Source organism: Serpentinicella sp. ANB-PHB4, assembly GCF_031432315.1.
Classification (GTDB): Bacteria; Bacillota; Clostridia; order Peptostreptococcales; family Natronincolaceae; genus Serpentinicella.
The window spans coordinates 135,100-157,332 of the sequence record NZ_JAVKGO010000003.1 but is presented as its reverse complement, the minus strand read 5'-3'; the positions used below and the strand labels follow the sequence as shown (position 1 = coordinate 157,332).

Below are 22,233 nucleotides of genomic sequence, written 5' to 3'. Positions count from 1 at the left end.
AATATAGAATTGCGTGATCTTCCTGTTTATGTTTTAACAATATATAGACTTCATTATCCATTAATTAAATAACCTTTTTCTACTGCAGAATTTAATAGCTTCTCAACATACGACCACAGTGCCGGTGCCCCATCTTTTATATGTCCATTTTTTTTAATAACTTGACTTAGTTTAATATTATGCTTTTTCCATGCAGCACCTTCGGTAAAATAGTTATTAAGTATTGGTTGTAAACGATCTAACGAAGCTGCAAACTTTGATTCTGGGGTCGCCATTTCTTCGAATTCTTCCCATAAATCCCACATTTCTTTTGTTTGCTCTTCTGGTAAAATTCCAAAGATACGCTTTGCAGCTTTTACTTCTCGATCCCTTTTATCCTGATATCCTACTTCGTCATAACAAAAAGTATCCCCTGCATCTATTTCAACAATGTCATGGATTAGCACCATTTTAATTACTTTTAAAATGTCTATATGTTCAAAGTTAGCATGTTCCTTTAAAGTCATTGCCATCATGGCTAAATGCCATGAATGATCTGCATCTCCTTCGTGTCTAGATTGATCTATTAGCAATGTTTGTCTATAAATACTTTTTAGCTTATCTATTTCTATAATAAACTTCATTTGTTTTTCTAAATGCTCAAAATTCATATGTCTGCTCCTTTCAAAATATAGATGTCATTTCAACGCTTCAAGGTGTAAGGATATAGTATCTTTTTCATATACTTCTCCAAGATAATAAAAACACGCCTATATTAAAAGGCGTATTTTAATTAATCTTGTAGCATCATTTTTTCTAATTTTAAAGGTTCTATATAGACGCCATTTTTATAGGTACGCATATTACCACCGGAGATTTCATCGATTAAAATAATTTGATTTTCTTGATCTCTACCAAACTCAAATTTTATGTCATGTAGCTCAATACCTTTGTTGCTTAATTCATCTTTTACTATACCCGCAATCTCTTTTGTCAGTTTCTTTAATTCTTGATATTCTTCTAAAGAAAGTATTCCTAACATGTCTAGTGCATCCTCATTAATTGGTGGGTCTAAACGATCGTCATCTTTCAATGTTACTTCTACAAAAGCGTCCAGGGACTGTCCTACTTCTGCATACTTTCCGTATCTACGTAGAAAACTTCCATCAGCTTTAAAGCGACAAATGACTTCTAATCCTTCGCCAAAAACAGTAGCTGGTTTTACAGTCATTGTATTTTCTTCAATATTTGCATCTATGTAATGCGTAGGGATGCCCTTTTCTTTTAAAGTTTCAAAAAAGAATTTTGTTAATTTAAGCCCTGCTTTACCTGCCCCTTCAATAGTTAGTCCAACAGTATTCGCTCCTGGATCAAAAACACCATTTTCCCCTGTTACGTCATCTTTAAATTTTAGGAGGTAATTTCCACTTTCTAATGCATAAACATCTTTCGTTTTACCAGAATACACTAGTTTCATGTTATTGCACTTCCTTTCCTTGTTTTAATAATTAATAATTATACATGAATAGATATATTAAAGCAATTATCAACATTTTATTACGAGGTATAACTACTGCTTATATCAGTTGCAGAAATTATAATTTTCATGAATAGATACATACAAAAAAACCTAGCGCCACAATTGCTAGGTTTTCATAATAATTAAATTAAACTGTTTCTCCATGGTACTCTTTGTAATCTACAGATTGTATTTCGTTTCCTTCTTTCATAATGACAACTCTTGGCTCAAATGTTTTTGCTTCTTCTTCACTTAACCAACAGTATGATAGGATAATTACTTGATCTCCTGGTTGAACTAATCTTGCAGCTGCACCATTTAAACAAATGGTTTTGCTTCCTCTTTCACCTTTAATTACATAGGTTTCAAATCTTGCACCATTGTTATTGTTTACGATTTGAACTTTTTCATTTGGTAATATTTTTGCTACATCCATCAAGTCTTCATCAATCGTAATACTACCTACATAATTTAAGTCAGCTTGCGTCACTGTTGCACGATGTAACTTTGATTTAAACATATTTAACAACATTTTTGTCCCCCTATAATAATATTATCTATTAATCTAACTTTACCAACTTTAGCTGCTAAAGCAATTAAAACTTTTCCTTCGATTTCATCAATGGCTTCTAAGGTTACACCATCTACAATTTCGATATAATCTATTTCAACTTTATTTTCTGATTCAATCACTGATTTAACCGTTTCATATATTACATCTACTTTTTTCTCACCTTGTTCAATCATTTCCTTTGCAGCCATCAAACTTTTTGATAAAACCAATGCTGCTTTTCTATCTTCCTCGGTAAGGTTTACATTTCTTGAGCTCATTGCTAAGCCATCTTTTTCCCTAACGATTGGACAGGGTACTACTTCGATATCCATGTTTAGGTCCTCTACCATCTTTTGAATAACTGCTAATTGTTGTGCATCTTTTTCTCCAAAATAGGCCCTATGAGGAGAAACAATATTAAAGAGCTTTGTCACTACCGTTGTTACCCCTTGAAAATGCCCTGGTCTTGAAGCACCGCACAGTTTCTCGGTAATATCTGTTACATTGACGGTGGTTTTTGATCCCTCTGGATACATGACTTCCACTGTTGGGTGAAAAATTAAATCAGCACCACTTTTTTCAGATAACTCGGTATCTCGCTCTAAGTCTCTTGGGTAAACACTTAAATCTTCATTTGGTCCAAACTGAGTTGGATTTACAAAAACACTTACAACTACAAAATCATTTTCTGCTTTCGCTCTTTTGATAAGGGATAGGTGTCCCTCATGTAGGAATCCCATAGTTGGCACAAACCCAATGGATTTTCCCTCAGATTTTTTTGACTTAATAATTTTTCTTAATGCTTCCACAGTAGAAACAATTTGCATTATTTTTACCTGCCTTTTGTTTAGTTTAGTATAACTTTTTTAATGTTTCTTCATCAATCTTAAAGGTATGCTTTTCTTCAGGAAACGCCCCTGTTTGTATCTCATCTATATATGCCTTCACACCTTCTTGTATGCTGATTCCTACTTCACTATATTGCTTAACAAACTTAGGTACAAAATCACTAAACATTCCAAGCATATCTTGTGTTACTAATACTTGTCCATCACAGTGCTTTCCTGCACCTATTCCGATTGTTGGTATATTAATACTTTCTGTTATAATTTTTGCAAGTTTTTCTGGAACACACTCTAAAACAACTGCAAAAGCTCCAGCCTTTTCAAGTAATTTAGCATCTTCTATAATTTTTTTCGCCTGTGCTTCACTTTTACCTTGTACTTTGAATCCACCCATTATATTAACAGATTGTGGCGTTAGGCCTAAATGTCCTATTACTGGAATTTGAGCTTTTACTATCGCTTCAACTTTATCAATTACTTCTGCTCCACCCTCCAGTTTAACACAGTGGGCTTGCCCTTCTTGAATCATTCTTCCTGCATTTCGTACTGTATCCTCTACACTGACATGATACGACAAAAATGGCATATCTGCAATAACTAATGCGCGTTTTGTGCCTCGAGCAACAGCTTTACAATGATGTATAATGTCGTCAACCGTTACTTGAAGGGTATTTTCATAGCCTAAAACAACCATTCCTAATGAGTCGCCAACTAATATACTATCTACTCCTGCTTCATCAACAAGCTTTGCCATGGAATAATCATAGGCTGTAAGCATTGATATTTTATGACCTTCTGCCTTTGCTTTTAAAAAAGATGCTGTTGTGAATTTATTCATTTCATCCCTCTTTCCATTAATTGATGTAACATTGCTAGACTGTCTTTATTCTTTAGTTTTTCTAACTCTGCTAATTTAATCGTTTCTTTACCTAATGATCGATAGACATTTTCTAATTCAGGTATTTTTCGTTCAATTTCTTGCAGATGATGATGGATAGTATTAACATCGCCTCTAGCAATAGGTCCCGTCAAAGCTTTTGCAGGTCCAAATTTCTTTACATTATCTAAACTACCTTGTATTAATGGTAATAAAGCACTAAATCCCTTTTCTTCATCTATACCAATTGTTTTTAAAAGTGTCGTCCCAACATTCATTACTGTAACTAAATAGTTAGACACTACGCAAGCTGTAGCATGGTATAATACTTTGTCATCTTTATCAATTGTAAAATATTCATTCCCACACTTTTCTAATAGGTTTTTTATGTCTTCTAGTTTTTCATAATGCCCTTCTATTCCAAAGGGGGTGTTCTTTAGATCCTGAACCGCTTTGTCTACGTCTGCAAAGGCCTGTAGTGGATGAATGGAATATGTATATGCTCCTTGCTTTTTAGCACTTACTAAAATATCAGAGTTGGTTGCTCCGCTCATATGTGCCACCATCTGATTCTTTTTAAAGCCGTAATTGTCTGCAAGGGATTTACATACACTTTCTATTACATCGTCAGGAGTAGTAATAATAATTAACTCACAGGCCTGTATTAAATCTTTCGGGTTTTCATAAGCCATTGAGTTGGTTAGTTGTGCACCTTCTTCTGCTGAGGTTTTACTCCTACTATAATAGCCAACAACCGCTACTTCTTTTTTCTTTAAATACATACCAAAGCTCTTTCCAACTTTTCCTGCACCTATAAACCCTACATTCATCTTTTTTCTCCTTTTGTTTTATAGCTGATGTAATAATTTGAACTGGACATTAATTGTTATATCAAAAATTTAAAAATGCCCCTTTCTGAGCATCTCAAAAAAAGGCATGACAAATCCATATTGGTCATTACTTATACATATCATTGTCTCGGTCCTTTTAGGCTCAGAGCAACCTTATCATATTTAATTGTAATAGTTAAAAATCAAAAATAAAAACATGGTATAGTTCAAAGATACTATCCAACAAAACAATACTAACATAAGTGTTTTTTAAAAACAATAATAAATTTTACAATAATTTTTAAAGACCGACAATTTTTATTTTTATCGACCGGAATTTTTTAGATATAGATCAAACTAAGACTAATTCTTCTAACCCTAGATTCTTCACTCTGTTCAGCATCAGACACGAACGGCAAGTCAGTAGACAGTGGGTCTGTTGACAAAAAATCAAAACCTGATTCTTCTCTCTGTCAGAATAACAGGAGCAGTAAGTCTTGTTGATCGGTAAACTAATGCTAGCTTTCTCACGTTCATAAGCAGATGATCAAAAGTAATTTTGTGTCAGTCGCTTACACAGCGCGAAGGCAAATCACTGAAAAATTACCACCATATTATTAAATGGAAATTAACTTCTACTATTTGGATTTAAGCATAATTCAAATACTATTTGCATCTAATATTAGTATCTGGTATTATAATCTTATATAATTAAAGGAGTGATTAATTATGTCTAAAATTAAAATTGTTACAGATAGTACTTCCTATATGGATCAAGACTTTATACAGCAGCATAATATAACCGTGGTGCCACTATCCGTTCATTTTGAAAATAAGGTTACTGAAGAGGGTTTTGTCGGTGAATTCCAGACCTTTTTTGATCGATTAGCAACATCACAAGATTTTCCTTCAACATCTCAGCCTCCGGTTGGTGCATTTGTTAAGGTATATGAAGAGATATTAAATGAAGATGTTGAAATTATTGTTTTAACCATTTCAAGTAAGCTAAGTGGTACTTATAGTAGTGCACATACCGCTGGTCAGTTTGTAGATAAAAATAAAATTTCAATCATCGATTCCGAAAGTACTGCTTCTAATTTAAAAGCTTTTGTGCAAATCGCACTAGAGATGGCAGACCAAGGCTATAGTAGAAAAGAAATTGTGGAAAGAATAGAGACTCAAAAAAAACGTTCTGGCATATGTTTAACCGTCGATACACTAGAGTATCTTAAAAGAGGTGGTAGACTTTCAAATACTGGTGCTTTTTTCGCTAACCTTCTTAATATCCGTCCTGTCATCGCTTTAGTTGATGGCAAACTTGAAGGAATCGCAAAGGTTAGAGGGAAGAAGAAAGCCATTGATAAAATGATCAATGAAATTCCTGAAAGTGCTTTTAAAATAAGCATATGTCATATTTTTGCCGAGGAAGAAGCATTTGAAACAAAAAATATGATAAGCACAAGGTTCCCTGAAGCAGAAATTTCTATTGACCCCCTTGGTCCTGTTGTTGGTGCCCATTTAGGTCCACAAGCCTTAGGTATATGTTACTTATATTAGGTAGTTAAAAATAAATACTCTCCCCAGTTATAAATAAAACCTACTCTGCTTCTTCAAAACGAAGAAACTGAGTAGGTCTTTCTCTTGTTATTGCAGGTACTTGTACTTCTTCAGAAAATATTATTTCAGACTCTATACCTTCTTCTTCCATTTGATCGAAGATAATTGTGCGATACTTTATATAACGATTTAACTGGGTCTTATTTCCAATTACGTCTATTATATATGGTGGAGCGATCGCAGTCGAGTTTATATTGATGTGATTGCCTGCTAACGTAATATCGCTTCTCACCGTAATACGCTCACCATTAATTGATATCACTTCACCGCCAAAAGCTTTTAGTTCATTCACTAGATTTAATAAAAATCTTCTCTGGGCAACGATATGGGCAATATTATCATCATTTTTTCCTTCTAGGGTAATCGTCAGCCCTGGTCCAGCTAATGGTCTATGACCTAATTGCTGTCTTGTATTTTCTACTTGATTCCTAAGTTGCTGTAAAAGTATATTATCTGCGGCTCTTTCATCTTCAAATGCATCAATTTGTTCATTAATAGCAGCGATTCTATCTTTTATATCATCATTTATTCTCGTTAGATTTTCAACTTCTTGTTGTTGTACTTCGGTAGTAATAATTACTTGATCCTGAATCCTGTCCGGATTTATATTGTCTATTTTATCAATTTCTCCAAGATGTAAAGCCAATCCTAGGCCTAATAGCGTAAAGGGTAGAAAAATCATTAACTTTTTACTAATTTTTTTCAAAAACTCACTTCCCCCATGTTATATTCCATTGAATATCCTTATAAATATGATAAGCCTTTAACTTCAAATAGTCAATTAGTAAAGAGTGGTGGAATATTTAGTGAGATGGTACACATTCTGCTATATAAAGACACCTAGGATATTATGATCTTCCTAGGTGTATTAAAGACTTTTCCGCTTCTTCTACCATTTTTTTTACCATTTGTCCACCAACATATCCTGCAGGTGTTTCATTTTCCAAACCTAACTCTTTTGCTATTTCCATTTTGAAAGAATTCAGTGCTTGCTTTGCTTCAGGGACAACTGGATTTTTTCTATTTGACATAATAAATCACCTCAATAGTAGTATTGAGTATTTATTATTTTATTATGCTAATTAAAACTAAAACTTAACTAAGCCTAGTTTTTTCCTTACTACTTTCATAGTCGCTTCAGCTTTTTCTCTGGCTCGTTCAGCCCCTTGTTTGTATATAGCTTCTAAGTAGTCTTCATTGGTCATATACTCATTGTACTTTTCTTTGAAAGGTTGTATATATTCAACAATCATTTCACCGATGTCATTTTTAAAAGCACCATAGCCTTTACCTTCATATTCATTTTCAATTTGCTCCATTGACATACCGGATAGTTTTGAATGAATGGTCATTAAATTTTTAATTCCTGGCTGCTCATCTCTAAAGTTAACTTTATTCTCACTATCTGTCACTGCACGTTTTAGTTTCTTAATGATTACTTTGTCATCATCTAATAAGAATATGGTACCATTGGCATCTTCGTCAGACTTAGACATTTTTTTCGTAGGATCTTGAAGACTCATAATTCTACCGCCAACTTTTGTCATATGGATTTCTGGTACTTCGAACACTTTTCCATATGTATTATTAAATCTTATAGCAATATCCCTAGATAACTCTAAATGTTGTTTTTGATCTTCTCCAACTGGCACTAAATTCGTTTTATATAAAAGGATGTCTGCTGCTTGTAGTACAGGATATGTAAATAGTCCAGCGTTTATATTATCTTTGTGTGTTTCAGACTTTTCTTTAAATTGTGTCATCCTATTTAGTTCACCTAAATAAGCATTACAATTTAATATCCATCCTAATTCAGCATGTTGAGGCACATGAGACTGAAAAAATATAACATTTTTCTTTGGGTTTAACCCACTAGCTAAAAATTGTGCTAAGAATGATAAATTAGATTTTCTAAATGCTTTTGGATCATGACGAATCGTCAACGAATGTAGGTCAACAATTGAGTAATAGCATTCATACTGGTCCTCTAAAGCTTTCCAATTTTGTATTGCACCTATGTAGTTTCCTAAAGTTAAACTTCCCGTAGGCTGAGCACCACTAAATATCACCTTTTGTTTATTATTTTCCCTTTTGTCTGTTGTCATAATATCACCTTCCTATAACCTTTGTTCTAGTTCTTCAATCCTTTGTTCAAGTTCTCTTATTTTTTGAATAATATAATCATCCTTATCAACAGCCGCCTCAGGACTGTTTTTTGAAAAATGACGTAGTAATAACACGGTGATTACAACTGGCACACCTAAAAGTGCTAAAACTAATATTAAACTTAAAATTTGATTAAATAAAATACTCAAAAAATCACCTACTTGCATTAGTCATATAATATACATATTATAACACAATTTAATTATTTTATGGAAAAATGCAAAGCTACATATATATTTCTTTTTATTTTATCGCTTATTTGATATAATTTTTAATAGAATAGTAGTGTGTATGTGTTTCGGGTCAGGTGTAAATGTGTACATATTAATGTCATTTAATCTTACTATTATAAATAATAATAAAGGGGTGAATTTTTATGAAAGGTACTGTTGTTTCAACTTGGTTAAATAGTCTTGAAAAAATATTTGGTACTGAAATTTACAACAAAGCTTTAAATGCTGTAAATTGGGATACTGAACGGGTAATTACACCATTACAGGACATTCCAGATGAAGAGATTTTCAATGTATTTAACGAAATTTCTAAAATAACAAATAAACCGGTTAAGGAAATCTGGCGGGAAGTTGGTCGTCAAAATATTGAATCGTTCCATAAATGGTTTCCATCTTACTTCGAAAGATATAGTTTAAAAGGCTTCTTAATGATGATGGATGATGTTCATACACAGCTAACTAAAATGATTAAAGGTGCTAATCCACCTCGCTTAATATCAAAAGAATTAAGTACCAATGAAATTCAAATTAAATATGTATCAAGCAGAGGATTGTACGACTATTTCTATGGTTTATTAGAGGGTAGTGCAGCATTTTTTAATGAATCTTTAGATTATGATATTATTGAAACAGGCACAACGGAAGACGGTAAAAATTATGTTGTTGTTAATATTAAGTTAGAAAAATCTCCGGATCAGATTTTTAAAACAAAAGCTTCAAATCTTCTAGGATTAGGTTTTATTAAAAGCGTTCCTTTTAAAATAAGCTTCATTCCTTCAGGAATGCTTTTAGCTGTTTTATTTTTAATGGATACGCCTTTAAGTGTACCTTACAAACTAGGTATCCCTATTTTAAGTTTTGTAGCTACATACCTTGCAGGTGTTATTGCAATTAAACCAACAAAAGTCATCCATGAAGAAATAGATAAATTTAAAAACTATGACTTAGGCTCAAAAACAACACCAACAACACAAGATGCGATTACAAATCTATTAAATGCGTTAAATGAAGCAAAAGATACAATTAAAAAAGACTTTTTATTCCTAAAGGGCGGTACTGACGACATGAATAATTTTGTTCATGAGTTTTCTTTAATCGCTGAAAACATGAAGGAATTATCCGATTCTATTGCTTCTGTTGTTCATGAAGTAGCTATGAGTGCAACGCATCAAGCGGAAGAAACAGAACGCTCCGTAGGTACTTTAGATGAATATATTACAACTTTAAATAAAATTGTGGAAGAAGAAACGGAAGGTAAAAATCAACTTGAAACATCAATTAATAATTTAGAAGTCTCCTTTAACGATGTAAAATCTGTTACTGGCATGATCAATGATGTTAAAAATAATTTTGCTAACGTGAACGCTCAAGGTAAAGACCTATCAGAGCAGGCGAATAAAATTATGGAAATCAGTTCTACTGTTGAAGGAATAGCTGACCAGACAAACCTACTTGCATTAAATGCTGCTATTGAAGCGGCTAGTGCTGGAGAAGCAGGCAAAGGATTTACGGTTGTTGCTGAGGAAATTAGAAAGCTAGCTGAGGACTCCAAGCATGCTGTAAGTGAAATTAACCAAAACCTACTATTCTTTATAAAACAAATTGAAGGCTTTGTTAATGAAATACAAACTCAGTATAACTTCTTAGATGAAAGTAATACAACCTTAGAAAGAGTAACCGTGGATAATCAAAAATCCACGAATGAAATTGTTGGTGTTTCAAATATAATTGTAAAGTTAATTGAACAATTATCCACAGAAACCAATAAATTAACCGGTGTTATCCAGAATATTCACTCTTTAGCTGCCATATCTGAGGAAAACTCTGCTGCCTCGGAAGAAATGAGTGCTACGGTTACTCAGTATTCTGAAAAGGTTAAAGATCTTACAACGAATATTTCATCCTTAGAAACTTTAACAAACAACTTCAAAAAAGAATTACAAAAATATCAAATATAATTAAAGTAGCACTTTCTTATAAAAGAAAAGAAACAAGGCAGTCTCATTAAAGGAGACTGCCTTGTTTTTATTGGTTTATTATTATAATAGTTGCTCAACTTTTTCTTTGTCAAACCCAACGATAAATTCACCGTCGATTTTAATTACTGGTACTGCCATAATCCCTTTTTGCATTAATTCTTTTCTTGCTTCTGGATCTTTTTGAATATTCTTTTCTACAAATTCTACACCTTTATCTGTTAAATAGTCCTTCGCTGTAAAACAATGTGGGCATGTAGTACTTGTGAAAACAACAACTTCCTTTGCCATATGAAATTCCTCCTTATTTGTATATTTATATATTAATATAGTATCATCAATTTTTTTGTTGAGTTTTTCAACAATTATGAATATACCATATAAAACCTAAAGTACCAATAGCTATTATATGTGCTTCTCTATAATTTTATTAATAATAGCTTCTAAGTCTACTTCTTTTTCAGCACTTTTAATCGCTTTTTCATTGATATTTGCCCTTTTATCTACTTTTCCAATTTTAGCAGTTTTGCAACCTGCTTTTAATCCTGCAGTGATATCTGTATCTCGATCACCAATCATCCAGCTATTTTCTAAATCAACATTATACTTTTCTGCAAGATACAAAATCATCCCTGGTTCAGGTTTTCTGCATTTACTTGGCTTTTTAAAGTCAGGACAATGAACAATCTCTTTTATTTTACAATACCCTTCTAATTGGGCTTCTAAACAGTTGTGAATCTCTTTTAAATCTTTTTCTTTTAAATGCCCTAATTCAATACCACCTTGATTTGTAACGACAAACAAATCAAATCCAGCATTACATGCTGTTTTCATTGCTTCTTTTACCCCATCGTATAAAACCAATTGCGCTGGTTTATTTACATGGGTATCATTACGGTTTAAGACACCGTCTCTATCAAAGAAAATTGCTTTTTTCATATCAACACCAACTTTTTTAAAGGGTATTTTTCATATTAATATTGTTCTCCTGTAGCTACTAAACATACATAAATATATCTTTAATATTTCTTTATTTTGTAAATTTTATAACTGTTTTTAATAGCTGATCTACTTCGTCTTTTGTAAGGTTGTCCTTTAATAAGCAATCTTTTGCATGGTCTTCAATTATTATTGTTCCAACCTTATCGATTGAGGATCTTACAGCAGCAATTTGCATTAAAATACTTTCGCAAGGTTTGTCTTCTTCTATCATATTTTCTATCCCTTGGATATGTCCTTTAATAGTTCTAAGGCGAGTTAACATGTCTTTTTTAATTAGTTTATTATCCATCATTATCACTTCCATAAAAAAGTTTATAATAAAATTATTACACCCCCGTAGTATAGGGGATATAATAATTTCATTATACGTTTCTATTCTAAATTTGTCAAGTTAAGGAATATTATTATCTAGTACTAAGTTTTTTATTATTATTTATATCTAAATCTATTTCTAATTATAAATTTTATTCTATTCATACTTTTCAATTTCATATTTTAATATTTCTGTTTCTCCTAGTAAAGAATATTGTTCACCAGTTAATTGTATAAACGTTACAGTCCCGTTTACTTCAATTTCATCTGCATAAATTGAACCTGACATATTGGTATGATTAAATACCTCTACTTTCCCATTTGGTGCATAGATATATGTGTTTTTTATTTCATTATGGTTACTAAGCCTTGATTTCCCATCTCCACGTATGTAGAATATTGTTGTTGCTTGCTCTGGTCCATAAGTCCAATTTCCTATATTTACTTCTGTTGCATGTAATTCTAATACGCCTTCTCCTTGAATATTCATTTTAGCGTTGCCTGAAATATTAAAAATCCCATCTACCCAAACTCTTAAAACATTACCTTTTTCACCTGTATTAAAATTAATCGTATTACTGCCAGCTAAATTAAAATCCCCTGCATGAAATGTATTTATCTCTACATCAGGGCTTATTCCAAATTCAAAAAAATCACTAGAAAAATATTCTGGTAGCTTATTTAAATCTGTATTTACATTATATATAATTTCTTTTTCGATTTTTGCATGATTTCTTATCTCAACTGAGTCATATTGTGAACTTATAGCAATATCCCCTCCGAGTATTTCCGAGTGATTACTTAGCGCGAGTTTATTCTTTACATATAAAGCATGTTCAAAAAGTTTTAACTCTGAATATGAGCACATACTTTTTAGAATTATTGTAACTTCATCACTAACTAAGCCCTTTGAAGTTGGTACGGTACCTTTTGCTATTATTTTAATTTTTTGCTCATCTTTTAAATTAATTTCTTCTACTTCAACTAGGAGTTCTCCATTGGAAATCGTACTTGGATTTGAAGTCTTGCCTAATATATGTTCTAGTACTTCAGGTTCATTAATAATTTTTGCTGCTATTGCTTCTGCCCCTGATCTTGCTATATAGTATGCCTTCATTTGATTTTCTTGATAAACAACCTCTCTATGCTCTGCAGTGCTTATATTTATTATTGCCATAGATAATATACTTAAAATAACGAATATAACTAAAATAAGTGGCAATGTAACGCCATTTTCATTACGAAGATAACTATTCATGTCTTCCTCCTAGTTTAATTTAAAATAGTCCTATTCTAGTTTATTAAGAAGACTTGTCTACATTTCTTACTTTAATAATTTTAGTCATAAATTTTTATAAGTAGCATTTAATTGCTTAATTATCTCAATACATTTAAATTATGAATAACGCACCAACTTTTACTTCTATAATTAGTTCTAAATTTAAACTATAATAATTTTTGTGTAATTTTTTTAAATAAAGGAGCGTTTAAATGAAAAGAAGTACAAAAATTGTATTAGTAGCACTTATTCTTATTTTTGCATTTACATCTGGAGTTTTTGCCTCACAAAACAACCTTTTTCAAATGATTAGAAACCGTGTTAAAGCTATTGAAACTACATATACGGAAAATATTTCTTTAGAAAAGGATGGTAAAGATGCCCAAGCTCAATTGAAACAACATATAGATGATTTTGAGATGAGTATTGCTCAGGAGTTAGATAACTATGAGGCAGAGCTAAAAAACAACGCTCGTCAAACCCTTCAGAATGAAGTATTATCGTTAACAGCACAAATGGATGATGAAAAAGAAGAAATTCTTCATGATATTAAGGAAAAAATGCAAAAAGAATTTGATCAAGCGCTACAAAAAGAATTAAGAGATTTAGAGAAAGCAATTAGAAAAAATAATTAAAAATCAGTCCGGTATACCTGTATAGTAGTATATTGGACTGATTTTTTATCTTTTTATCAATCTGTTTTAAATATATTTTTATTAATAATTTTTGTTAATTAATAACGCTTGCATTTTTATGCAAAACGTATTAAAATTAGTTTTGTTGAATAATTATAAGTTTTTTAAAGGGAGTTTTGACATGAAAAATAATCAAATTAACATCAATGGTTTGCTGAGATTTATTGTTCCTTCTATTATTGGTATTATACTATTTATGGTTCCGATTTCTTTCCAAGGTGAAATTACAATTCCTGTTGCTTTATTTTCAGGATTAGTAGAAGATCTTTTGGCTGACTCACTACCTTTCATTATTACTGGTTTAATATCAATTACTGCATTGATTAGCATTTTTACTAAATTTATGAAGCCAGCTTTTATTCTAAATAATGATTATGCAAAGAACTTATTTAATGTTTCTCCTTTTTGGTTAATCACTAGAGTACTTGGTGCCTTGTTTGCACTATCCACTTTATTAGAAGTTGGACCAGAATGGATTTGGTTTGAATATACTGGAGGCTTACTATTATTAGACTTACTACCAGTACTATTTGCAGTCTTTTTATTTGCAGGTATATTTTTACCCCTATTACTTGAATTTGGTTTACTTGAACTATGTGGTGCATTACTTAACAAAATTATGCGACCACTCTTCACCCTACCTGGTCGTTCTTCAATCGACTGTGTTGCCTCTTGGCTTGGTGATGGGACGATTGGTGTTATTTTAACGAATAAACAGTACGAAGAAGGTTATTATTCAAAAAGAGAAGCAGCGGTTATTGGAACAACTTTTTCCGCTGTATCTATTACTTTTAGTTTAGTTGTTCTTGCGCAAGTTAATTTACAACATTTATTTGCCCCTTACTATTTAACCATTATTCTGTCAGGGGTTGTAGCAGGAATTATTATTCCACGTATACCACCTTTGTCTCGTAAGGAAGATACTTTTTACAATACGGAAACACGTCAATTTAAAGAAACTGCTCCTACTGGTTTTTCCTCGTTTAGTTGGGGACTAAAACAAGCTGTAGAAAAAGCTAGCAAAAAAATGGGATTAGTTCAATTTTTAAAATTAGGTATGAAAAATGTATTAGATATGTGGTTTGGTGTTATGCCAATTGTTATGGCCTTAGGTACAATTGCTGTAATAATTGCTGAGTTTACCCCAGTGTTTAGTTGGCTAGGAATGCCTTTTATTCCTTTACTGAATTTATTACGTATCCCTGAAGCAGCGGAAGCTTCTCAAACCTTAGTAGTTGGTTTTGCAGATATGTTCTTACCTGCGGTTATAGGCGCAAGTATAGAAAGTGAGTTAACTCGTTTTGTAATCGCTACGGTATCGGTAACACAGCTTATATATATGTCTGAAGTCGGCGGTTTGTTATTAGGATCAAAAATTCCTGTTTCTATTAAAGACTTAGTGATCATATTTATTCAAAGAACTTTGATCACTTTACCAATCGTTGCTTTAGTAGCACATATTATATTTTAACAATTAGTTATATTTAAAAATGGAGGTTTATAAATGATTTAATTATCATTTATAAACCTCCATTTTACTTTTTATGATTAATCTATGTGGATTTATTAAGTGCTACTTTTGGTAGGTTCCATTTATAGTAACTGGCCAGAAAACGTATTAACATAACTGTCAACGCGCCAGAAAACATGGCTAATGTTATATTCAGCCCGATGTAAAACAGTACATAATTTAGTGTAGCACCTATAGTTGCTGCTAAAGCATATATCTGTTTGTGAAGTACCATTGGGACACGTCCTGCTAAAACGTCTCTAAAAATCCCACCTCCAACACCGGTTAGTGCTCCTATAAAAATAACCAAGAACCAATTTTCACTGTGTCCATTTGTAATAGCAGTATTTACACCTACTACTGTAAAAATACCTAGTCCAATCGCATCGAAAATATTAATAATTTGCATGTAGTTATTCCTTTTATTATTAAGGAGTTCCCCTTTGTAGTATTCAATTATAAATACAAGACTAGATGTGGCAATAGCAACTGTTATAAAAACATAATTTTGAAACATTACAGGCGGTGTCATACCCAGTAGAACATCCCGAAGGGCACCTCCCCCAACAGCAGTGATTGAGCCTAACACAATAGCCCCTAAAAAATCAAGTTCTTTTTTAATTGCAACTACTACACCTGAAATTGCAAATGCAACGGTTCCGATAATTTCTGCAATCCGAATAATTAACTCTGCAAATTCCATATTTCATAACTCCTTATGATTTCTTATTCAATTTCATCACATCATAATATGATATTTATCTCAATATATACTACTACTTATTTTAAAGCAAATGCTTAACAACAAATATAAAAGGAGCTGTCCTTAACAGTTTGAACCTATAAAGAACAGCTTCTTTCCTTTTATCTAATTATTAGTGTGCACTTTCCTTTTTTAAGTCAGTCATTTCGACTGATTTACCAAATATATGAACGATCGCAAAAATAACAGCTAGTGCAACTGGTAATACAATATATACTGGTACGCCTAAGCCTACTGGAATGTAACCAAATAACACAGTTACTAAACCAACGGTTATTGCATAGGTAATTTGAGTCTTAATATGATCGACGTGGTCGCAATCTGCTCCCATGGAGGATAATATCGTCGTATCAGAAATTGGTGAACAGTGGTCTCCAAAAATTGCTCCTGTTAATACTGCTCCTACACTCATAAGCACGTATCCTTGATCTGGGTTAATCGCAAATGCCAGTGGTATTGCTAAAGGCATCAATATTCCCATAGTTCCATAGGAAGTACCTGTAGCAAAGGATATTGCAGAACCTAGGATAAATATGATTGTAGGTAATAAAAATGCAGGTAATGAATCTGATAATCTAGACACTAAGTATACGTTTGTCCCCAATTCGCTAATTACACCCGATAATGACCAAGCTAATAATAAAATAACACCTGTAATTACTAAGGATTTCATCCCTTGAATCCATGTATCAATTCCCTCTGATATTGTAAATATTTTTTGTTTTACACCCATTAATAAAGCGACGATACTTCCAATTAAGGCAGCTTGAAATAACACAATACTTGCATCAGATGCACCAAAAGTTTCTCTAATCGCTGCCATTGATAACGGCGCATTTTTAATCATTTGAATCACTTCTGGATCGTCTGCTAAAGCTAAGTAACCATTATAATAGAATCCTGCAAAGGCTGTCACAATTAAAACTGCAATTGGTACAATCGCATTCCATATGCTTAATTTAATCCCTGCTTTAGGCATTAAGTCTGTTCCTTCTTCAGATGTCATTGGTTTTGAATTTGGTGAAGTTACCTTTCCTGATAGCCTTGCTCTCTTTTCCGCCTTATACATAGGTCCAAATTCTTTTAAAAGAACTGCTGTAATCACGATGAAAGCCAGAATTAAAATGTTATAAAAACGATAAGGGATCGTTGAAATAAATACCCCATAAGCGTTTACATTTTGTCCAATGCTGGCATATGCATCATTAATTAATCCAATTTCATAACCAATCCAAGTAGAAATAAGTGCCATTCCCGCAATTGGTGCTGCTGTTGCATCAATGACAAAGGCTAAGCGTTCTCTCGAGATTTTCATCTTATCTGTTACTGGTCTCATAATTGGTCCCACAATCAATGCGTTGGCATAGTCATCGAAGAAAATAAATAGTCCTAAAAACCAAGTAATTAATTGAGCACTTCTCGGTGTCTTTGCTCTTTTGGATAGGGATTCAGCAACAGCCCTAGCACCACCCATTTTTGATATTAGTGCGATTAATCCACCAATTGTTAAGCATTGAAGTATAATTCCTGCATTCCAAGAGTCAGCAAGTGAGTCGATGATATATCCTACAATTCCCACAAACCCCTGAAAAATAGCACCTACGGCACCATAATCATTTAATCCAAGTAAAAAAGCCCCAGCAAATACCCCAATAAACAGGGAAATCACTACATTTTTCGTAATAAAAGCTAAAACAATGGCTACAAGTGGTGGTAGTATTGTCAATAGCCCAAATTTTTCTGCATTTAATTCTGCAGGGGATGGATCAGTAGCAAAAATGCTAACTGTACTCATTAAAATAAATAACGTACTTAATAATGTAATTTTTCTTTTCAATTTAATTTCTCTCCTTCTTTATGTTCAATCTTAGGTGTCAAAAAATAAAATATCCCTAAGCTACGGCTTAGAGATTAGTGCATAAAAATTATATCTTTTTATAATTTTTATACTACTAATTCACCGATAGCGCTCCACAATAATTGTGACAGTCGTACATATCTTCTATGTAAGACCAACATATAACCTAAAGCTTCAGCTATACATTTCGGCAACATTTCCTTTTACTAAGTATCATCGCTGCTTTACTCCACCTAGTTACTCTTAAATGCTGCACCTCTACTATGAATTCAAGTTATTTTAATTTTACTTAAAAATAGTATCACTGTGCTAAAAATATGTCAATACATAATTCGACAAATTTCATCATCTCATGTATAATAATAATTTTGCTTTTTTTGTTTAAAGTAGAAAAATTTAGGTATATAAAAATTGTTAACATTACTTTTTAAAGAATGTTTTTAAAATTATCTATTCTTTCGAAAGAGTAAAAATAAGTTTATTGCACATACTTTAAATGTGCAAAGAATTACAACGTGAGGTGATACTTTGAAAGATCGTGATTATCAGAAAGAACAGGAAGAGCTGCAAAAAAAATTAGAAGAAAACTTATATAATCGTAACTTTAGAGGATTTGGTATGGATTTAAACCCTGTCGTTTCTATTGCATCAGGGGCTTTTATACTAGTGTTTTCTTTATTTGCTCTATTAAATTTAGAGTATGCTAACTTATTATTTGAACGTACTAAAAATGCAATCATTACGAATTTTGATTGGGTTTTTATTTTATCTAGTAACTTCTTTATAATAGTTTGCCTTTACTTTGCTTTTTCAAAGCTTGGTAACGTTCGAATCGGTGGGGTAGATTCAGAAGCTGAATTTTCAAATTTCGCTTGGTATTCTATGCTTATATCCGCTGGAATGGGAATCGGTCTAATGTTTTGGGCTGTTGGAGAACCGCTTTATCATAGTCAGTTTCTCCCACCTATCTATGATAATGTGGATTCAGTCCATGGGGCTATGGCAACAACCTTTTTTCACTGGGGACTTCACCCATGGGGTATATATGCATTAATATCCCTAGCTTTGGCTTTTTTCGCCTATAATAGAAAACTCCCTCTGTCATTAAGATCAGTTTTCTATCCCTTATTAGGGGACAAGGTATTTGGTATCATAGGGGATATAATAGATACTTTAGCTGTACTATCTTGTTTGTTTGGTTTAGCCACTTCTTTAGGCTTGGGTGTCCAGCAAATTAATAGTGGGCTTAATTACTTAATTGGTATTACTATAAGTGTACCTATTCAGGTTGTTCTTATTGCAATTATTACTGGGCTAGCTGTCATATCAGTTGTTTCTGGACTAGATAAAGGTGTAAAATTTTTATCCGAGTTGAATATCAAAATAGCTTTTGTGTTTATGTTGGCTGTTTTTTTAATTGGACCATCAGCTTATATTTTAAGGTTATTTTCTAATTCTTTAGGGACCTATTTGAATGGCTTTATTCAATCATCCTTCTTTATTGCTATCAATGAGAAGACATGGCAAGGTAGTTGGTCGGTATTTTATCTAGCATGGTGGATATCATGGTCACCATTTGTTGGAATGTTTATTGCTAGAATATCAAAGGGAAGAACAATTCGAGAATTTGTTTTAGCTGTACTAATTGTGCCATCTTTACTGTCATTTATGTGGCTTACCGTATTTGGTGGAACTGCAATTCATATTAACACTATTAGTGACGGTCAATTGTTTAATGTGGTGGATAACAATCTGCCAGTTGCACTCTTTGAAATGATTAGTCTATTGAATATCCCATTATTAGCAGGATTACTTAGAGTTATACTATCCTTATTGGGAACCTTACTTGTTATATCCTTCTTTATCACATCTAGTGATTCAGGATCTTTAGTTGTAGACAATATAACATCTGGAGGAAAACTTGATTCCCCAGTGCCTCAAAGAGTGTTTTGGGCTTGTATGGAAGGACTGGTTGCAGCAGTACTATTGGTTATCGGCGGAGAAAAAGCGCTTTCCGCATTACAGGCAGCTGTTATAAGTACTGGGCTTCCCTTCGCTATTATACTGACGATTATGAGTATTTCCCTTATAAAAAGTGTGAAACGTTCCCATAAGCGCCAAAAGAAAATTAGAGATATTAACCACTTTAGAACTATCATGAATGTTTTAAAGAAAAAGTAATTTTATTACTTTTTCTTTTTTTTGCAAAAAAAACAAACCACTATTTGTATATACAGTAGATCATCGCCGCAGTTTCATTTATTTAAGCAGCGTAGCAGTACTCAATTAATAGTACTTACTCAAATTCTTAAAATCATTTTTAGCACTGTATTACAAATTATCGGTTTGTTATTTAAAATTTTACTTTTTATTTGTTGCTTTTCTTTTTATTTGACCATTGTCCTTTATTTGATGACTGTTGTGGTCCTCTACCTTTTTTGTTTTTATCAAACTTCTTGTTGTCATTTCTTCTTCTATATCGACTGCTGCTTCCGCCGCTACCGCCGCCACCTTTATGTTTCTTCGTTCTTAAAGGAGCTTCTTCTGTTAATTTTACAGGTGTACTACTTGGTTCCTTCGTTAGCATCTTTAGGGCCGCTGATAATAAAGTTACTGAATCTGTATCTTCTAGTAGCTGTTCTGCTGTACTTTTATAAGTTTTAAGATCGTTTTCTCTAACAACTTCTAATAATTTTTCAACAGCTAAACGTTGTTGACCAATGATTGCTTCTGCAAAAGAAGGGATTGGTTTACGATCAATTTTTCTTTTTGCAACTCTTTCAATTGTTTTTAAGAAACTAATTTCTCTTGGATTGACAAAGGTTGTAGCTAATCCAGTATTTCCTGCTCTTCCTGTACGTCCTACTCTATGTACATAGCTTTCTGGATCCTGTGGTATATCAAAATTATAAACATGGGTTACACCTGAAATATCTAGTCCCCTAGCTGCTACATCCGTGGCAACAAGCACTTCTATTGTACCCTCTTTAAACTTCCTTAGTACGCTATCACGCTTATTTTGTGTCAGGTCACCGTGAATACCTTCAGCGCCATATCCTCTTTTACTTAAAGCTTCTGATAGTTCATCTACTCTTCTTTTTGTTCTACCAAAAACAATGGCAAGTTCAGGGGCTTGCATATCTAATAGTCTGCTAAGCACATCAAACTTTTGTTTTTCTGGTACTTCTATATATTCTTGTACAATGTTAGGTACCGTAATTTCAGCAGCTTTTACTGCGATGTAGTGCGGCTCACTCATAAATTTATTCGCTAAGGTTCTAATCGCATTAGGCATTGTTGCTGAGAAAAGTAAAGTTTGTCTTTCTGTTGGTACTTCACTTAAAATTGTTTCTATATCCTCAACAAATCCCATGTTTAACATTTCATCTGCTTCATCCAGTACAACCATTTTAATACCATTTAATTTTACCGTTTTTCTTCTCATATGGTCCATAAATCGTCCTGGTGTTGCAACAATAATTTGAGGATTTTTTCTTAGGGCTTTAATTTGCCTATTGATATCTTGTCCACCATAAATAGGTAGGGCACGTACGCCTTTTACATTTCCTATTTTGTTTACTTCTTCTGCAACCTGAACAGCTAACTCTCTTGTAGGTGCTAAAACTAGGCCTTGTACATCTTTATTGCTTAAATCAGCTTGCTCAATTAAAGGAATACCAAAGGCAGCTGTTTTTCCTGTCCCAGTTTGTGCTTGTCCAATAACATCTTTACCGTCAAGCGCAGTCGGTATTGTTTGACTTTGTATTGGTGTTGCTTCTTCAAACCCCATGTCTGTAAGGGCTTGAAATACTTTCTTATCCAAATTAAAATCTGTAAATGTTGCCATATTCATTCATCTCCTTTATTCTACTTCTACACATATATTAATGCCCAGAAAAAAAGGTCAATATTCCAAATAACTGGGATATGACCTCTTCATTATTATCTTTTTAGTTATTTATTATTGTCCAACTACGTTAGCTGCTTGTGGTCCACGGTTTCCATCAACGATGTCAAACTCAACTTGTTGACCTTCTTGAAGGCTTTTGAATCCACTTCCTTCGATAGCTGTGAAGTGTACGAATACATCGTCTCCGTCTTCACGCTCGATAAAACCAAATCCTTTTTCTGCATTAAACCATTTTACTTTTCCTACCATATTGTTATGGCCTCCTTTAAAATTATTTCGTAAAAAAGATTGAAAACTGACAAACCAATT

23 protein-coding genes and 1 riboswitch are annotated in these 22,233 nt (G+C 32.8%); of the genes, 5 read left to right on the top strand and 18 right to left on the bottom strand.

The genetic code is table 11. The features are described 5' to 3' along the window. Positions 1-53 precede the first annotated feature (53 nt). The 6 genes from RH915_RS04350 to RH915_RS11505 form a co-directional block, all read right to left on the bottom strand. Positions 54-650 carry an HD domain-containing protein gene (locus RH915_RS04350; RefSeq protein ID WP_310478136.1) on the bottom strand — a complete coding sequence of 199 codons (597 nt, stop codon included), beginning with the start codon at positions 648-650 and terminating at the stop codon, positions 54-56. A 122-nt stretch (positions 651-772) separates the two neighbouring features. Beyond that, a complete protein-coding gene (locus tag RH915_RS04345) occupies positions 773-1,456 on the bottom strand; it encodes a phosphoribosylaminoimidazolesuccinocarboxamide synthase (RefSeq protein ID WP_310478135.1) in 684 nt (227 codons plus the stop codon). Positions 1,457-1,646: 190 nt separating this feature from the next. Further along, complete coding sequence (gene panD / locus RH915_RS04340) at positions 1,647-2,030, bottom strand: aspartate 1-decarboxylase (RefSeq protein ID WP_310478134.1); 384 nt, start codon at positions 2,028-2,030, stop codon at positions 1,647-1,649. Beyond that, complete coding sequence (panC, locus tag RH915_RS04335) at positions 2,021-2,878, bottom strand: pantoate--beta-alanine ligase (protein ID WP_310478132.1); 858 nt, start codon at positions 2,876-2,878, stop codon at positions 2,021-2,023. The genes panD and panC overlap by 10 nt, the downstream gene beginning before the upstream one ends. 25 nt (positions 2,879-2,903) lie before the next feature. Beyond that, complete coding sequence (gene panB, locus RH915_RS04330; RefSeq protein WP_310478130.1) at positions 2,904-3,734, bottom strand: 3-methyl-2-oxobutanoate hydroxymethyltransferase; 831 nt, start codon at positions 3,732-3,734, stop codon at positions 2,904-2,906. Continuing rightward, complete coding sequence (locus tag RH915_RS11505) at positions 3,731-4,603, bottom strand: Rossmann-like and DUF2520 domain-containing protein (protein ID WP_442985496.1); 873 nt, start codon at positions 4,601-4,603, stop codon at positions 3,731-3,733. The genes panB and RH915_RS11505 overlap by 4 nt, the downstream gene beginning before the upstream one ends. Positions 4,604-5,332: 729 nt before the next feature. Here RH915_RS11505 and RH915_RS04315 point away from each other — a divergent pair. Next, positions 5,333-6,160 carry a DegV family protein gene (locus tag RH915_RS04315; protein ID WP_310478128.1) on the top strand — a complete coding sequence of 276 codons (828 nt, stop codon included), beginning with the start codon at positions 5,333-5,335 and terminating at the stop codon, positions 6,158-6,160. Between the two features lie 40 nt (positions 6,161-6,200). Here the strand turns inward: RH915_RS04315 and RH915_RS04310 are convergent, their stop codons facing one another. The 4 genes from RH915_RS04310 to RH915_RS04295 all read right to left on the bottom strand — a co-directional run bounded on the left by RH915_RS04310 (position 6,201) and on the right by RH915_RS04295 (position 8,535). Continuing rightward, on the bottom strand, positions 6,201-6,926 hold the full coding sequence (locus tag RH915_RS04310; RefSeq protein ID WP_310478127.1) for a DUF881 domain-containing protein: 726 nt from the start codon (positions 6,924-6,926) through the stop codon (positions 6,201-6,203). 142 nt (positions 6,927-7,068) lie between these two features. Further along, positions 7,069-7,251 carry an alpha/beta-type small acid-soluble spore protein gene (locus tag RH915_RS04305; protein ID WP_310478126.1) on the bottom strand — a complete coding sequence of 61 codons (183 nt, stop codon included), beginning with the start codon at positions 7,249-7,251 and terminating at the stop codon, positions 7,069-7,071. A gap of 57 nt (positions 7,252-7,308) precedes the next feature. Next, positions 7,309-8,325, bottom strand: coding sequence for a tryptophan--tRNA ligase (gene trpS, locus RH915_RS04300; protein WP_310478125.1), 1,017 nt, complete (start codon positions 8,323-8,325; stop codon positions 7,309-7,311). Between the two features lie 12 nt (positions 8,326-8,337). Beyond that, a complete protein-coding gene (locus RH915_RS04295; RefSeq protein ID WP_310478123.1) occupies positions 8,338-8,535 on the bottom strand; it encodes a hypothetical protein in 198 nt (65 codons plus the stop codon). A 227-nt stretch (positions 8,536-8,762) separates the two neighbouring features. Between RH915_RS04295 and RH915_RS04290 the strand changes: the two genes are divergently transcribed. Continuing rightward, positions 8,763-10,577: a heme NO-binding domain-containing protein gene (locus RH915_RS04290; protein WP_310478122.1), complete on the top strand. Its 1,815-nt coding sequence runs from the start codon at positions 8,763-8,765 to the stop codon at positions 10,575-10,577. Positions 10,578-10,658: 81 nt separating this feature from the next. Here the strand turns inward: RH915_RS04290 and RH915_RS04285 are convergent, their stop codons facing one another. The 4 genes from RH915_RS04285 to RH915_RS04270 form a co-directional block, all read right to left on the bottom strand. Continuing rightward, positions 10,659-10,886, bottom strand: coding sequence for a glutaredoxin family protein (locus RH915_RS04285; protein ID WP_310478121.1), 228 nt, complete (start codon positions 10,884-10,886; stop codon positions 10,659-10,661). A gap of 114 nt (positions 10,887-11,000) precedes the next feature. Beyond that, the gene (locus RH915_RS04280) at positions 11,001-11,534 is read right to left on the bottom strand and encodes a D-glycero-alpha-D-manno-heptose-1,7-bisphosphate 7-phosphatase (RefSeq protein WP_310478120.1); all 534 of its coding nucleotides are present in this window, start codon (positions 11,532-11,534) and stop codon (positions 11,001-11,003) included. A 91-nt stretch (positions 11,535-11,625) separates the two neighbouring features. Next, positions 11,626-11,886, bottom strand: a complete 261-nt coding sequence (locus RH915_RS04275) for a metal-sensitive transcriptional regulator (RefSeq protein WP_310478119.1) — start codon at positions 11,884-11,886, stop codon at positions 11,626-11,628. A gap of 180 nt (positions 11,887-12,066) precedes the next feature. Beyond that, complete coding sequence (locus RH915_RS04270) at positions 12,067-13,167, bottom strand: type IV pilus modification PilV family protein (protein WP_310478118.1); 1,101 nt, start codon at positions 13,165-13,167, stop codon at positions 12,067-12,069. Between the two features lie 233 nt (positions 13,168-13,400). Between RH915_RS04270 and RH915_RS04265 the strand changes: the two genes are divergently transcribed. Beyond that, a complete protein-coding gene (locus RH915_RS04265; protein ID WP_310478117.1) occupies positions 13,401-13,823 on the top strand; it encodes a hypothetical protein in 423 nt (140 codons plus the stop codon). 181 nt (positions 13,824-14,004) lie between these two features. Continuing rightward, entirely contained in the window at positions 14,005-15,354 is a 1,350-nt protein-coding gene (locus RH915_RS04260) for a YjiH family protein (protein WP_310478116.1), read from the top strand. Between the two features lie 82 nt (positions 15,355-15,436). On the opposite strand, the gene RH915_RS04255 is transcribed toward RH915_RS04260, so the two are convergent. Further along, positions 15,437-16,096, bottom strand: coding sequence for a trimeric intracellular cation channel family protein (locus tag RH915_RS04255; protein ID WP_310478115.1), 660 nt, complete (start codon positions 16,094-16,096; stop codon positions 15,437-15,439). A 172-nt stretch (positions 16,097-16,268) separates the two neighbouring features. Next, positions 16,269-17,951 carry a Na+/H+ antiporter NhaC family protein gene (locus RH915_RS04250; protein ID WP_334307727.1) on the bottom strand — a complete coding sequence of 561 codons (1,683 nt, stop codon included), beginning with the start codon at positions 17,949-17,951 and terminating at the stop codon, positions 16,269-16,271. Between the two features lie 161 nt (positions 17,952-18,112). Continuing rightward, a riboswitch (Lysine riboswitch) is annotated at positions 18,113-18,283 on the bottom strand. Positions 18,284-18,542: 259 nt separating this feature from the next. Here RH915_RS04250 and RH915_RS04245 point away from each other — a divergent pair. Continuing rightward, positions 18,543-20,195, top strand: a complete 1,653-nt coding sequence (locus RH915_RS04245) for a BCCT family transporter (RefSeq protein WP_310478113.1) — start codon at positions 18,543-18,545, stop codon at positions 20,193-20,195. A 187-nt stretch (positions 20,196-20,382) separates the two neighbouring features. Here RH915_RS04245 and RH915_RS04240 read toward each other — a convergent pair whose 3' ends face one another. Together RH915_RS04240 and cspD are read right to left on the bottom strand one after the other, a co-directional pair. Next, positions 20,383-21,861: a DEAD/DEAH box helicase gene (locus tag RH915_RS04240; RefSeq protein WP_310478111.1), complete on the bottom strand. Its 1,479-nt coding sequence runs from the start codon at positions 21,859-21,861 to the stop codon at positions 20,383-20,385. A gap of 114 nt (positions 21,862-21,975) precedes the next feature. Next, complete coding sequence (gene cspD, locus RH915_RS04235) at positions 21,976-22,173, bottom strand: cold-shock protein CspD (RefSeq protein ID WP_310478110.1); 198 nt, start codon at positions 22,171-22,173, stop codon at positions 21,976-21,978. Between the last annotated feature and the right edge of the window lie 60 nt (positions 22,174-22,233).